The organism is Flavobacterium sp. FlaQc-57, from assembly GCF_044007395.1.
Taxonomy (GTDB): domain Bacteria; phylum Bacteroidota; class Bacteroidia; order Flavobacteriales; family Flavobacteriaceae; genus Flavobacterium.
Window position 1 is genome coordinate 1,224,051 of the sequence record NZ_JBIPDA010000002.1, and the last position, 17,530, is coordinate 1,241,580.

General features: G+C 37.9%; 2 protein-coding genes. Both read left to right on the top strand.

Annotated features, from left to right (window positions below; all coding sequences use genetic code 11):
• Positions 1 to 76 precede the first annotated feature (76 nt).
• A complete protein-coding gene (locus tag ACHRVZ_RS11200; RefSeq protein ID WP_395422493.1) occupies positions 77 to 12,721 on the top strand; it encodes a gliding motility-associated C-terminal domain-containing protein in 12,645 nt (4,214 codons plus the stop codon).
• A gap of 497 nt (positions 12,722 to 13,218) precedes the next feature.
• The coding region (locus tag ACHRVZ_RS11205; protein WP_395422495.1) for a beta strand repeat-containing protein at positions 13,219 to 17,530 on the top strand (4,312 nt) is incomplete at its 3' end.

Genomic DNA, 17,530 nt, shown 5'->3' on the forward strand with positions numbered 1-17,530 from the left:
TTTTTTATTAAATTTGTGTTAAATGCCCCCTTGTTTTACGATTATTCCTTTGTTTTTAATTCCAAAATTTAAATTTATGAAATTAAATTACTCTGATAAATTACGTAAAGGATTTAATAAAACGCTTTTCTTTTTTTTATTTATACTTCCCGTATATACATTTTCTCAAAATTGCACAATAAATTCGAATGCTGATAAAATAACTTGCCCGGGTGGAGATTTGGGTTTGCCTCCAGACCAATTTTACTTGTTAGGAACTGCAAATGTAACGCCTGGATCAGATTTTTTACTAAAGCCAGTTTGGTCTCAAATATCAGGACCGGCTGTTCAGATCGTAAATCCTAATGTTCTGCAAACATTAGTAAAGGGAGCAATTCCTGGAAATACTTATGTATTTAGATTGACGGCACAATGTGGAGATAGTTCTACAATCTTTGATGATGTCTCTATGACTGTTTTACCCATCACTATGGCAAATGCCGGTCTTGATAAATCGTATTGTCGGGGAACATATAACTTAAGTGCTAATGCAGTTGGAGCATCTGAAGTTGGTAAATGGACTGTAATTGGAAATAACAATGCAGGAATTACCCTTAACGATTCGAATTCGCCAAACACTTCATTTACAGTTTCGGGAAATAGTACAGGTTCAACAACTTTTAGATGGACTATAAAAAATCCATCATCTAATTGTGAAACTACTGATGATGTAGTTATTACAACATTAGGAGGAATTGAGCCTGTGACAGCCGGTGCAGACATTACACTTTCAAATTGTTATTCTTCAACTCAAGCTGTAAATCTTAATGGAAGTTTTGGAGGACGAACTCCTGGTCAACAACAAGGAATATGGACCGTTGTTTCCGGACCAAGTATTCCTTCTTTTGCAAATGCAAATGATAATAATACCAATGTTAGCGGTTTAATTCAAGGAACATATGTTCTTAGATGGACGGTTGCTGGCACATGTGCGAATGGGGTGGATGAAGTTACAGTGATTGTTCCTCCTCCAACTGCCGATGTGACAAATGTTACAGGAGGTAAACTGTATTTTTGTGATGGAAGAACATCGACAGTTCTAAAAGGAACAACACCATTATATGTGGGTGAAACGGTACAATGGACGCAGACAGGTGGACCAACAGCTGTAATTCAAAGTCCAACTTCGCCTTCAACTTTAGTTTCAGGACTAAATGCATTTGGTACTTATACATTTTTATACACTTTAACCAATAGTACTACAAATTGTGTGAGAACTGGGACGTATACCGTTACTTTAGAAGAAACGATGTCTATATCCGGAGGAAGTAATCAAGAATTATCATGTGGAGTTTTTTCAGCTACAATGCCAATTACTTCTGTGGGAAATGGTCAAATAAAATGGCAAATTGTCGATGGACCAATTAATCCATTTTATCCAACTTACCCTACTGCTTTAATTAATTTTTCCGGAAGCAGCTTAACAATTGATAATTTGGTAGTATCAGGAAACTATATTGTTAGATTGTTAAAAGTTCCTGTTACCGAGAGTCAATGTGAAACCGTTTCAGATAATATTTTAATTATTTCTTCAGCTCAACCGGTAAATTCAAATGCAGGAACAACTCAAGTTTTGCCTTGTAATGCAACATCTGCGACATTGGCGGGAAATATACCAACCCGAGGTAGAGGTAAATGGTCCCAAGTTTCTGGGCCGACAACAGTAACGTTCACAGATGCGAGTCAATCGACAACGGCAGTTTCTCCATTGGTTAATGGAAGATATAAGTTTAGATGGACTATTTCTGGAGGTTTAGCTTGTAATGATACACAAAGTACTTCAGAAGTTGTCGTGTCAAGTGCAATGCCTACAGCAGCTCAGGCAGGGAATGATCAATCTGTTTGTTTTGGTGCTCCGGTTCAACTACAAGGAAACGCGACTATGACAAGTGAAAATGGAACTTGGACAGTTTCTCCTACAGCAGGTATAACTTTTAGTGATGTAAATGATCCAAATTCGAAAGCTTTTGGTTTGGCACAAAATACAGTTTATGCTTTTACATGGACGATTGCAAATGGATGTGGTAGTTCTTCAGATACAGTTAATGTTACAACAAATAATACGCAGGGAGCTAATGCCGATGCAGGCGTTGATCAATGTCTTGGAACAGGATCAACTTCTGTAATGTTGACTGCTAACGATCCTAGTCCAGGAAATGGTTTATGGGTGCAGACGGCTGGAGCGACAGGCACAATTGTAAGTCCAACACAATTTAATACTGCGGTAACGGGGTTGAGTGATGGCAATTATGAGTTTAAATGGACTGTTACAAATGTTGGCTGTTCAGATGCTAGTGATACAGTTGCAATAACTATTGCGCCAGCTATAACTATTGCGCAAGCAGGAAATGATCAAAATTTATGTACAAATAGTGCTACTGTTACAGGAAATACTCCTGCGACAGGAGAAACTGGTTTGTGGGAGTTGGTTAGCGGAGGAGATGGCCCAGTTATTACAAATCCAACAAGTCCCACAACAACTATAATCAATTTAACAGCGGGGGGATGGGTTTATAAATGGACAATTTCCAGAGGAGTTTGTGCTGCTTCTTCAGATTCAGTTCAATTAAATGTTGACGAGCCACCGTCAACAGCAGTTGCTGGACCGGATCAGATATTATGTAATCAAACCAGTACAATATTGGCGGCAACAACACCTGCGGTTGGTAGAAGTCTTTGGACATTAATTAGTGGACCAAATTCGCCTGTGTTTTCAAATACAAGATCAGCAACTTCAACTTTATCAGGGCTAATAACTGGTGAATATGTTTTAGAATGGTTAAATTATAACGGAATAAATTGCCCAATAAGCAGAGATTTAATGACTGTTAAAGTAACCCAAGCGGCGGCGGCTGGTTCGGACTTTTCTACTTGTTTAGAAGGGGCACTTTTCTTAAAAGGAAATGACGGTAGCACAGGTACATGGAGTTATGTATCCGGAGGAAGCAGTGTTCCAATAATTACAACGACTGGAAGTAACACTGCCGCTGTAACAGGATTGCTCCCGGGTGTTTATGTTTTTAGATATACAATTGCTGCAGCTGGATCTTGTCCTGAAACTTCGGATGATATTAGTGTAACAATAAATGGACAAATCACAGGAGAAGTAAATGCGGGATCTGACCAAAAATTATGCGTTACTACTTCAACGACTATTCAACTTGCAGCTACTTCTGCTGATGCGGGTTCAACAGGTAAATGGACAGTTCTTTCTGGTCCAAGTGGAGGAGCATTTGATAATCCTGCACTTCCAAATGCAAAATATTTAAATCCTGATTTTGGAATTTATGTTTTTAATTGGACAGTGAGTTCAGGAACATGTAGTAAATCAGATCAGGTGAGAGTTGAATATTCTGATGCGCCCTCAGCTGCAATTGCAGGCGGAGATAATACTATTTGTGGATCAATAGCAAATCTTACAGCTATTCCGCCTTTAGTAGGAATAGGAAAATGGGCTCAGGTATCAGGTCCAACAGCGGCTATTTTTAGTTCTGAAATTTTACCAATGACAACAGTTTCTAATTTGACCCAAACGGGAGGAGTTTATGTTTTTAGTTGGACAGTTTCAAATGGAACAATTTGTACACCTACAACAGATACTGTTCAAATTACTGTAACTGCAGATTTAACTACACCAAATGCAGGATCCGATCAAACGATTTGTCAATCATCATCAGCAACTTTAGCAGCAAATGTAATTACAATTGGAACTGGTAAATGGCAAAAAATAAGTGGTCCTGCCGGGGAGTCTTTTTCGAATATTACAGATCCAAATGCAACTTTCACTCCTGGTGGATCTGGAACTTATGTTTTAAGATGGATTTCAACTTCAATAAATGGATTGTGTCAGTTTTTTGATGAGATGACATTAGTTGTGGATCCATCTCCTACAGTTGCTAACGCCGGTGTGCCAATTTCGATATGTGAATTTCAGGCATTGAATTTGGCAGCTAACCCACCAACAATTGGAACAGGTTTTTGGACACAAGTTTCGGGACCTTCAAATGTTGTTTTTGAAAGTCCGACCTCTCCTACAACTGTCGTTTTTGGAGCTCAAGCCGGTATTTATATCTTTCAATGGAAAATTACCAGCGGATCTTGCCCACCAAGTTCAAGTAATGTAACAGTTACAATAAATGCGTTGCCACCATTAGCAGATGCTGGTATTGATCAAACAATTTGTAATACAACAACAGCGACATTAAACGGTAATAATCCTTCAGTTGGAACAGGAACTTGGACTTTTGTCGCGAATGTAGGAAATACGGCATTGATAACAAATCCGAATCTATTTAATACAACAGTAACAAATATCTCAGTAGGGATTACAAGATTAAAATGGACTATTAGCAATGGTTCTTGTACTCCTTATTCTGATGAAGTAAATATTGAAAGAGCATCAGATTTAAGTATTTCATCATTAGCAAATGATACTACAATTTGTCAGGGAGGAACTGTAACTTTGATTACAGCGCCAACCGGCAGTATTGCGCCTTATACTTATCAGTGGCAAAGCTCTTCTAATGGAATTAGTGGTTGGACAGATATTTCCGGACAAACGAGTGCTTCTTATGTAACGAATGCTTCTTTGACAAGCGGAGAATATTATTATAGAGTAAATGTTGCAAGTTCATGCGCCCAAATGACCAGTAATATTGCCAAAGTAACGATTATTTCAGATCCAGTTGTAACTTCTCAGCCTATTGGAAATACCATTTGTTCAGGTGCTACACATATCATGACAGTTGCAGGAACTACAACAAATAATGCTGCTGGCCCGATTGCATATCAATGGCAAAGTTCGACTAATGGAACTTCTGGTTGGGCAAACGTTTCAGGAGGAACGGGAGCAAACACAGATACCTATACTACAGCAGCATTAACTTCTAACCTTTATTTTAGAGTACGTATAACACAATCTGGAAGTGGGTGTGAAACTTTTTCAAACCCTACACTAGTTAACGTTACAACAATTACTGCACAACCAACAAATCCAGCGGCTATTTGCATGGGTGGATTTGTGAATGTGAGTATATCGGCATCATTAAATGGAGGATCAGGAACATTAAGTTATCAATGGCAAAGTGATTCGGGTTCAGGCTTTGTAAATGAAACAAATCCAACCGCAACAACAGCTAGTTTTGTTTCTGATGTTTTAAATAGTACAACTCAATTTAGATGTCTAATTACTTCATCAACAACAAATTGTGTTTTAACTTCAAATACTGTTACAGCCTCTGTAGTTCAAGATCCATCAATATCAGCTCAGCCAGTAGGAGGTATTGTTTGTTCAGGCGGAGTAATTACTTTATCAGTTGCCGCTACAGGTGGAACGCCAACTTTAAATTATCAGTGGTATAGCAGTTCTGACAATGTAAGCTTCGCATTAATATCAGGAGCAACTTCAAATACTTATGCAACACCGGTACTTACCTCAGATACTTATTATAGAGTAGATGTTTCGGCAACTGGGAACGGATGTGGTTTAGTGAGTTCAAATACTGTTTTGGTCGATGTTATTCCAGATCCGGTTATTACACAACAACCTGTTGAAAATACGATTTGCTCTGGCGGAACACATAGACTTACAGTTGTAGCATCTGGAGATCCGTTAGGCGGAGCTTTAAGTTATCAATGGCAACGATCAATAAATGGAATTACAGGATGGGTAAACACAACTGGAGGAACGGGGGCAACAACTGCAAGTTATACTACCGGACCTTTGACGTCTAATTTTTATTACAGAGTCAGAATTCGACAAGTGCCTAATGGTTGCGAAGTCTTTTCAGTTCCGGTTATGGTATTTGTTACAACTATTATAACTCAACCAGTAACTCCACCGGTGATTTGTGTAGGAGGAACGGTAAGTATTGATATAAGAGCTTCATTAAATGGAGGTACCGGAAGCCTTAGTTATCAATGGCAAAGTGATTCAGGTTCTGGTTATGTTAATGAAACTAATGCAAGTGCTGCCACTGCAAGTTTTATTTCTGATGATCTAACAAAAACTACAAAATTTAGATGTTTGGTTACTTCACTAACTACAGGATGTATTTTAACATCAAACGAAGTGATCGCAACTGTAGTTCCAGATCCCACAATTACAGTTCAACCAACCGGAATAACAATTTGTTCAGGAGGAAATCATTCATTATCCGTAACAGCAACAAATGGTACGCCAAGTTTAACATATCAATGGTTTAGCAGTATAAACAACACCATTTTTACAGCAATAAACGGAGCAACATCGGCAAATTATGTTACACCTGCGTTAACTCAAACAACCTATTACAGAGTTAACGTTTCAGCTAGCGGCAGTGGTTGTACTACTATTTCTTCAGCTGTGGCTACCGTAACAGTTTTATCGGCGCTATCGATAGTAACACAACCGGTAGTAAAAACAAATATCTGTAGTGGTTCGAACGCAACTTTAAATGTTGTAGCAGCCGGAGGTTTAGGGAATTATACCTATCAATGGAAAAGTTCTAGTGTATTAGCAGGTCCTTTTGTTAACATTAATGGAGCAAATTCATCTAGTTACACGACCCCAAATCTAGGACAAACGACTTATTATCAAGTTGTAGTTTCTGAGTCAACTCAGGGTTGTAATCCAGTTACATCAGGCGTTGCAATAGTTATTATTCCAAGTATTATTACACAACCTGTAACTCCACCAACAGTTTGTGTAGGAGGAACGATTTCAGTTTCGGCTTTAGCTTCGGCAAATAATGGATCAGCTTCTTTTGCTTATCAATGGCAAAATTCTCCTGACGGAATAACTTCATGGACAAATGTGATCGACGGAGTGGGTGGGACTAGCTCCAGTTATACTTCAAAAGCTCTAAATACAACTACTTACTTTCGTTGTGTAATTACATCATCAAACCCAAATTGCACACTTGTTACAAGTTTTGTAAAAGCAACTGTCATTCCAGACCCCACAATAACAACACAGCCCGTTGGAGGAAATATTTGTGAGGGCGGTACATTTTCATTAACATCTGGCGCAGCAAATGGTTCCGGAAACTTTACCTATCAATGGCAAAAATCATTAGACGGAACAACAAGTTGGGCAAATGTAACAGATGGTTCGGGAGCGAATACAACTGCTTATACAACAGGATCTTTAAGTTCAGATACCTTTTATAGATTACGTGTGACTGATTCAGAAATTGGTTGCGGTGTCGTAAACTCGAATCCCGCCAGAATTGATGTTTTTGAATCTCCATTAATAAGTATACAACCAACAGATGGCGAAGTTTGTATCAATGAAACGCATACTTTTGGTGTTGTGGCTTCAGGAAATATTCCGGCAAGTGATTTATTATATCAATGGCAGACAGCTACCGCGCTGGCAGGACCTTATTCAAATGTAACAGTAGGAAACGGTGGTACAACTGCATTATATACAACTCCAACATATGCAACAGCAGGAAATCAATATTTTAGAGTCTTAATATCGCAATCACAGTCAGGTTGCCAGACCATTTCAAACAATGTAACATTAAATGTTTTTGGTGTGCCTTTAGCTCCAACAGGAGATGTTACCCAACAACCATCATGTGATAATACCAGTGGTACAGTTTCTATTACAAATCCTGATTTAGGTACAGGATATGAGTATAGTAAAGATGGTATTGTTTTTCAGGCAAGTAATGTTTTTTCAGACTTACCTTCCGGGCCCGTACAAATCTATGTACGACGAATAGGTTTAAGTACTTGTATTTCTCCGGCGAAAACTTTTACGATTTTTAATAGAATATGTGCTGTTGCTGAAAATTTTGCACCAATTTCTGGCGATTTAGGTGGGAATACCGGAACGCACACAATTTTAGATTCTGATTTGTTAAACGGAGTAAAACTAAATCCTGCTGATATTACGCTAACAGTAGACTCTATTTCTCCCTATTTGATATTTGATGCGAGCACAAATACTATTTCTGTAGCACCGGGAACGCCTGCGGATAATTATACATTGATTTATACAATTTGTGAAAATGCAAATCCTTCAAATTGTTCGACAGTAATTGAAACGATAAGTGTAACTACAGCCGGAATTAACGCAGTAATTGATATTGTTCCTGTTATTTTAAATGGATCTGTTGAGCATTTATCAGTTATAAATGTATTAACAAATGACACGCTTGCGAGTTTACCCGCAACTACTTCAACTGTTCAAATTTCAGTTGTCAGTGCAGCGCTGCCTATCGACAACAATGTTCCATTAGTTCCTGTTTTAAATACTAATACGGGAGATGTTGATGTGCCGGCAGGAACCGTACGCGGACTTTATGTAATAGAATATAAAATATGTGAGTTAGCGGCTTTAGGAAACTGTGATACAGCGAGAGTTTTAATTCCGGTTGGAGCAGCGCCAATTAATGCCCAAGATGATATTGCTGAAAATATAAATGGACATATCGGGCAGATGAATGTTGTGAATGCATTTAATAATGATAGTTTAAACGGTATACCAATTACTACGGCAAATCTTGATAGAATAACTGTTACACAAAATACAGCTGCGACCCCTTCATATCCGGGAGCAAATGTACCGGTGTTTAGTACTGCTACAGGAAACGTAACTGTACCCGCGGGAACTCCGGCAGACACATACTACATTACATACACTATTTGCGAAAAATTAAATCCAACAAACTGTTCTGATGCAAGTATTGCCATTGTAGTAGATCCGGCACCAATAGTCGCAAATGATGATGTCGTAAATAATGTAAATGGTTATGATGGAGCTGTAAATGTTATAAATGCTTATACCAATACAGCCGGAGCAGATAGTTTCGATGGCGAGATTATAAACATAAATTTGGCGGGTGTTTTAACTGCTTTTATTTTAAAACAAGCTACTCCTGCTTTTCCTGGAGCGCCAGTTCCGGAACTATTAACTTCGTCAGGAAGAGTTAATGTTCCATCAGGGACACCTGCAGGGCAATATCAGATTAAATATCAAATCTGTGAAAAGCTTAATCCGGGAAATTGCGATGATGCAATCATTACAGTAAATGTTATTGCACCTCAAATTGAAGCAAATGATGATACTGTTTTAAATGTAAATGGCTATGAGGGTGCAAATGATGTAATAAATGCTTATGATAATGACTTACTAAATGGCGGAGCTCTAGATCTTGTAGATATTACTACAACGATAGTGTCTTACCCAAGTGCTATAAATGGAGGTCCGATTCCAATATTTGATAGTAGTACAGGTTTGGTAAGTATTCCGCCAAGAACTCCAGCTGGAGAATATAAATTTGTTTATAAAATATGTGAAAATCTTAATCCAAACAATTGTGATGAAGCAGTTATTACGATTACCGTTATTCCTGGTTTAATAGATGCTCTTAATGATGCAAACTTTACTCCAATCAATGGATTTGTTGGTAATCCAAATGCATTAAATGCTTTAGATAATGATACTTTGAATGGCTCTCCGGTAATTTTTTCAGAAGTAACAATTACTAATATTATTCCTGCCGTACCAATCAACGGAGGCTTGGTTCCGGTATTAAATGGACAAACAGGAATTGTAAGTGTTCCGGCTGGAACTCCCGCAGGAATTTATTTAATAGTTTATCAGCTAAATGAAAAACTTAACTTATCAAATAATGATACAGCATTTATAACAATTGAAGTTTCTGCTCCAATTATTGAAGCCAATGATGATGCAGTCGCTAATATTAATGGATATCTTACGACCACAAATGCAATAAACGTTGTAGCAAATGATAATCTTAATGGAGTAACAACAAACTTATCAAAAGTTGATATTACTGTTGATATACCTGCAGTACCAATCAATAGTGGGCCAGTTCCGGTATTAGAACCATTAACTGGTTTCGTAAGTATTCCGGCAGGAACTCCAGCAGGCGATTATGAAATTAAATATCATATTTGTGAAAAACTAAATCCAACCAATTGTAATGATGCAACAGTATTTATTAATGTAATTGGAGCTCCAATTCTTGCGGTTAATGATTCAGCAAATAATATCAATGGTTTTGATGGGGCAACAAATGTTGTAAATGCGATAACTAATGATTTGCTTAACGGAACAGCAGTTCAATTATCTGAAATTAATATTATTTCGATAAACACAATATTACCAAGTGATTATGTTACAGGAAATCCAGTTCCAACGCTAAATATTGTGACAGGAAGTGTCGATGTACCGTCAGGAACTTCGGCAGGAAAATATACGATTCATTATAAAATCTGCGAAAAATTAAACGCTGCAAATTGTAGTGAAGCAGATATCGAAATAGTGGTAGTAGCTGCTAAAATTATAGCCAACGATGATGTAGAAGTAGATGTAAACGGGTATGTAGGATCTGTTAATGTGTTGAATGTTCTGGATAATGATTCCTTCAATAATTCTTCAATAGTAGCTAAAAAGACAAAAGCTACGGCAATCAATATTAGCCAAATTACAATTACAATTTTAGCTCCGGCGAGTCCAATAAATGGAAATCCAAAAGTAGCAGTTTTAGATCCATCAAAAGGAATTGTTAGTGTTCCAGCAGGTACGCCAGCAGGATTGTACAGAATTCAATATAGAATTTCTGAGAATTTAAATCCATCAAATTTCGACGATGCAATAGTATTGATTACGGTGATTGCAACCACCATTGATGCAAATAATGATGCAGCTTTAAATGTAAATGGTTTCAAAGGTCAAGCCGATGTTGTTAATGCAATAGCAAATGATAATTTGAACGGTGTTGCAGTGCAGTTGTCAGAAATTAAAATAGGAGTCATAATACCAGCGACATCAATTAATGCAGGTCCAGTACCAGCATTAGACATTGTTTCAGGAAAAGTAAGCGTTCCGGCAGGAACCCCAAGTGGAATATATACTATACGTTATGAAATTTGTGAGGTTTTGAATCCAACAAATTGCAGTCAAGCTGATATTGTCGTAACAGTTGTTTCAGGACCAATTATTGCAAATGATGATGCAGCGACAGGAATTAATGGTTTAGATGGTGCAATTAATGTCGTAAATGTTTTAACCAATGATTTATTAGATAATTTACCACCAACATTATCACAAGTTAAAATAACGGTGGTTTCACCCGCTGATGTTATCAACTCGACAGCAGTACCAATTCTTGATCCTTTGACAGGATTGGTAAGTGTGCCGGCAGGAACTTCTACGGGGAACTATACAATTGTCTATCAGATCTGTGAGAATTTAAACGCAACAAATTGTGATCAGGCTGTCGTTAAAATAACCGTTTCTCAACCATCAATCACGTTAATTAAACAAGGTGTTTTTATTGATACAAATGGAGATGGTTATGCACAGCCGGGAGAGTTGATTCGTTATTCATTCCGTATAACAAATACTGGGACAATGAATCTTAATAATGTCACAGTAACTGATCCAAAAGCAATAATTTCAGGTAGTCCAATTTCACTCGCAGTTGGCGAATTTAGTGTAACCAGTTATACCGGAATTTATGTTTTGACGCAGAGTGATATTAATTTAGGATTTGTGGTAAATCAAGCTTTAGTTACCGCACAACCTTTGGTAGGTAGCAGAATTCAGAATTTATCAGATAGTAATGATCCGACTCTTACAGGTAGTAATGACCCGACCGTGACACCGGTAACTCAATTTAAAGATCTTACATTAATTAAAGGCGGGCAATTAACAGGAAATGGAGGAGTAGGTTCTGTAATCAATTACAATTTTACAGTTAAAAATACTGGAAATGTAGTTCTTAGTAATCTTGAAATAACAGATCCAATGTTAACCGCTACTTCAATAACGGTTACTCCAAGTGTACTCGCTCCTGGTGCAATAGGTACTGCAACTGCATCATATACGGTAAAAGAAGCCGATGTTGCCAATGGGGAAGTTGTCAATACAGCTCTAGTTATTGGAGACGATCCGCAAGGAAATCCTGTCACAGATATTTCAGATAGCACTGATCCAACTTTAACGGGTGATGATGATCCAACAGTTATCGATTTAGCAGTTCAGCCTTCAGTTGCCATAGTCAAAACAGCAATATTTAATGACGAAAATAAAAATGGTTATGCCGAAATTGGAGAAACAGTTACGTATCATTTTAGTGTTACAAATACTGGAAATATTTTACTTGTAAATGTTGCAGTTAAAGATTCAAAACCAGGAATAACTATTAACGGAGGTCCGATAATCTTAAAACAAGGAGAAACAAATACAGAAAATTTTGTAGGAACTTATGTTTTAACGGCTTCTGATATTGCTTTGGGGCAGGTAGAAAATCAGGCAGAAGTCAATGCAGTTAGTCCGGATGGAATTGCTGTGACAGATAAATCAGATGATAATTCTGTTTTAGAAGATGATCCTACAATTCTGCCTTTAAATTCCTGTAAAGTAACTATTTATAATGCAGTTTCTCCTAATGGAGACGGTGTAAATGATATTTTCAAAATTGACGGAATAAGATGTTATCCAGACGCATATGTAGAAATTTATGATCGTTGGGGAGTTTTGGTTTATGATGCTTATAATTATGATAATGAGTCAGTTGCCTTTAGAGGGATTTCAGAAGGAAGAGCAACAGTCAAAAAACAAGATGGATTACCGGATGGTACTTATTTTTATGTTATTACTTACAAAACCTATTTAAATGAGCCAATTAGTTTAACAGGTTATTTATACCTATCGAAATAAATTAAAATATTGATTTTCAAATTGTTAATTACGAAAAAGCACGATATTGTCGTGCTTTTTTTATTTTGGTCTATTGCGTTTTTGTCACTTTATTCTTTAAAAAAAGAATATATCAATAATATTTCAATTGGTTTTTACTGTTTAGTTACCAAATAGTCATGTTTTTAGTCGTCAAAAGTGTTTTTTTGTCGGCAAAAAGTGCAATTCAACGTTAATCTTGGTAGTTTATCGACGAATGTAGTTAGTATACAGCTGTTTGTATATTTTCGCGACTCCAAAACTACAATTTTAACCTATAAGACAATTTTATGTCTTGAATGTATGCTATTTTATGGTGCAAAAACTACTTTCTTGTTATGAAAATCGGCGAACCACTTTTTTAAGATTTTCAAAAACCATTCCTTTTATTTTAACGTATTTCTATTATATGCTGAAAACTAATTTTAGTTTTTCGGCTTTTGCTATTTCTATTTCTCAAATTAATACTGAGTCTGTCTATGCGTAACTTTACTTTTAGAATGTTTAATTCATTTAAGCTAATCTCACTTGTTTTATTTCTTACAGTAACTTCGATCTCTTCATTTGCCCAAATTTGTGGGACACCTGGAGTTGATGGTCCTGTAGCGATAACAGGTTCCGTAAATACTTATTTTCCAATCAATGGTAATGTCACTTTATTTGTTGGAGCGCAATCTATTTTATTAGGTAAAGTACCAGATACAGACACGCATCTAAATAATTTTGGTGCCACTCCAATTTCTGCAGGAGATTTGATCTTAATTATCCAAATGCAGGATGCTACAATAGATTATAGAAATAATGCTAATTATGGTTCGGGAACTTCGACGAGTGGTCCTGATAGTAAGGGAGGTACAGGATTTACTAATATTGGTAATACGGGTGTTTTTGAGTATGTTATTGCGACCAATAGTGTACCACTAGCCGGAGGAAACTTAACGTTCAAAGGTACTGGAAGTAATAATGGTGTTAGCAATAGTTTTTTTAATGCAGTTGCAACAGCAACAGAAGGAAAGAAAACATTTCAGGTTATCAGGGTGCCACAATATTCTAATTTAACCTTAAATTCAGATATAAAGACACCTCCTTTTAATGGTGTTGCGGGCGGGGTAATCGCTTTTAATGTTTCGGGAACATTCAACTTTAATGGATATAAAATTGATGGAAATGCCAGAGGTTTTAGGGGAGGATACAGCCCAAGAGCGCTTTCGGAGGCAAATAATGCGTCTATATATGTAGCAAATTCTTCAAATACGATTGTTTCAGGAAAAGGAGAAGGAATAGCAGGAACCCCTAGATTCATGTGGGACGGTTTTAATCAGGTTGACAATGTAGTTGAAGGTATGCCGGGAGGATCTGCAGGATTGGGAGCTCCCGCCAATGCTGGTGGAGGTGGTAATGACCACAATACCGGTGGCGGTGGCGGTGGTAACGGCGGTTCCGGTGGTTTAGGTGGTTATGGATGGCAAGGATATGCTGGAGGAGATCGCTGGCCTAACTTTACAGGAGGAGGAAGACCCGGATCTAAATCTTATACTCAAGCTGCACCACCATTAACACGCCTTATTATGGGTGGTGGAGGTGGTGCCGGAGATGCCAACAATGCTGTTGATGGAGTAAAAGGAGGTGTTGGAGGTGCTATTATACTTATTAATGCTGGGACAGTTCAAGGTACCGGAACAATTGAAGCGAATGGTGGAAATGGAGCAGCGGGAGTTTATTCAGGTTCACCTGATGGTGCCGGAGGTGCAGGAGCAGGAGGAACTGTATTATTAAATATTTCTAATAGTAGTACAGGGGCTATTACGATTAATGCAAAGGGAGGAAACGGAGGAAATACAGAAAGAGATACTAACAACGAACACGGACCTGGTGGTGGTGGTGGTGGTGGTATTATCCGACACAATATTGTAGGAACTGTAACAATTACTACAAATGTAAGTAAAGGTTTGCCTGGAGTAACAACAGGAGCTACTAATAACGCTGGTAGTACCGTCCACGGAGCAATTGCTGGAGAAGATGGACATGTATCGACTTTTACTTCTCAGGATCTACCAGCAAATTTGCAGGTTAATGCAAGCTGTTTTCCTATTTTAGAAACAACAGTAGAATCTTTGTCAACTGCATCAACTTGTAATGCAATAGGAGAGAAAGTTTCTTATAAAATTCAAATAAAAAATACAGGTGTTGGAAATGCTGCAGGAGTTGTTTTGGACTTTACTTTTGCACCTACTAATATAGTCTTTGATTCAGCAACAGCAACATATACAGCTGAAGCTTCTGGACCTTCCGGAGCTTTGAGTAATACAGGTACGGCTAATAATCCTTTAGTTGGAGTGTATAATATTGCTCAAAATGGAGTGGTCACAATAACTTTAGTTGGAAGAATAGCAACATCGTTTAGTACTGCAGGAGCATATAGTGCGAGTGCGCAGGCAATATATCTTGATCCAACACGTACAACTGTTGTCAGAAATATAACTGCATTGACAAACGCTTATGGGACGGTCAATACAAAATACGAAGGTGCCAGCCAAGCCCCCGTTCTAGGAACGAACTTTAATGGTAATGGTGCATCTGTAGTTATCGATGATATAACAATCTCAGCTTTACCGGCAGTTCCTACAGCCACTGTAACAACACAAACTGGTTGTAATACGCCAACGGGAACCATAACGGTAAGTAGTCCTGCCAATAGTGCAGGTATAAGTTATACTTTAACAGGAACAAATCCGGTAAGTGGACCGGTAAATAATACAACTGGTGTTTTTCCTGGTTTGGTATCAGGTACCTATCAGGTAACTACAACTAACGGATTGGGATGTACTTCACTTCCTAGAACAGGTTTGCTTATTAATACAGTTGCCAATGCACCTACAACTACTGGAGTATCAATGTGTCAAAACGGGACCGGATCATTAACAGCTACTTCTACATGTTCAAGTAATTTTGTGAATTCTGGAACTACAATATCAGGCACTTGGAATGCGACTACCGACCCAACAGCTTTAAGACCTAGTACTAGTATGATTAATTCTAGTAGTTGCGGGTTTGATAATAATAATAGTATTAGAAATTACGTTGCCATTCCTTTCCAAGTAAGTGTTTCTGGGAATTATATATTAGAGATGAATGCTAGTAGTAATAATGATCCCATGGGGTATATTGTTTCGGGAGCTTTTGTTCCAGGTAGTTGTGCAACAGGTAATTGGATTAAGGGTGATGATGACAGCGCTGGAAATAGGCTCCCTCGTTTAGGTGCTAGTTCGGGTTCAGGAATTATGACTTTAAACGTTGGAACTACTTATACGTTAATATCTACTACTTATGCAAATAGTACAGGTACAGGTACAATTTCAGGTACTTTTTCTTGGGGAGTAACATCTAGACCAAACGGAGGTGAGGTAATGTTACAGACTCCGGGAACTATAAATTGGTATACATCCCCATCTGGTGGTACAGCAATAGGCTCAGGAAATTCTTTTGATCCTGTTGGAGTACTAAATTCAGGAGTAGTAAATAGGACCGCACCTACATCTGTTACTTTTTATGCAGAATGTTCTAGTAATCCTGGCTGTAGAACGGCGACTAATTTTGTTATTAAGGCAATACCAACTATAACAAACACAGCACCAGCTTCACGATGTGATGCAGGATCATTAATTTTGGGGGCAACCGCTTCATCAGGAACAATCAATTGGTATGCTGCTGCAACAGGTGGTCCATCATTGGCAACAGGTCCAAGTTTTACTACACCAAGTTTATCAGCAACAACTAGTTATTTTGTTGATGCAACTGATAATTTATGTACTACAGGAGCCAGAACTGAAGTTAAAGCAACAATAAATACTACACCAACAATAAATTCTACTACACAAGGTTCTAATTGTGGTGCAGGAACAGTAACGTTACTTGCTACAGCGTCAGCTGGAGCAACTATAGATTGGTACAGTAGTTTGACCGGAGGTCCATCATTAAAAACCGGAGGAAGTTTTGATACTCCTAATTTAACAGCTACTACTACTTATTATGTAGGCGCAAGTATTGTGTCTTCTGGTTGTACCAGTACATCAAGAATTGCAGTTACTGCAGTTATAAATAATCCTTCTACAATTGCATTAACCAGCGGTACACAAAACCCGGCAGTTTGTACAGGATCAGCAATCCCAACTACAGTTTATACTTTTGGAGGAAGTGCTGCCAATGCTACCGTAACAAACTTACCAAGCGGATTAGATTTTAAAGTTGATACAGATGCAAAAACAGTTACGATTTCAGGAACTCCAACAACAAATGGAACCTATAGTATAACAACAGTTGGTCATACAGCACCTTGTACAGAAAAAACAATAACTGGTACTATAACGATGAATTCGTTACCAGCAACACCAACACTAACAATTACACAGCCAACTTGCGGTGTTTCCGGAAAGTTGACCATTAATAATTACAGTGCAACAACTCAATATGCTTTAGATGGCGGAACGTTTGCTACGCTTCCTTCTGCTACTTTTAATGTAAGCGCTGGAACACATACTGTTGTGGCAAAAGATGCTACTTCATTGTGTAGTTCAGGTCCAGCTACTTCAGGATCGATCAATGCGACTCCTGCAGTACCATCAGCACCAACTGCTCCGGGTAACGTAACAGTATGTGAGACAGGATCTTCACAAACTCTAACAGCTACCGCTACAGTACCAGCAGGTTCAAGCATTGTTTGGTATGATGCTGCCACAGGAGGAAACATAGTAAATCCGGCAACATTAGTAAGTACAGTTGCTGCTACCAGAA

Bases quoted from the DNA above. Each gene is read 5' to 3' on its own strand.
- ACHRVZ_RS11200 (WP_395422493.1), top strand. From the start codon at position 77: ATGAAATTAAATTACTCTGATAAATTACGTAAAGGATTTAATAAAACG.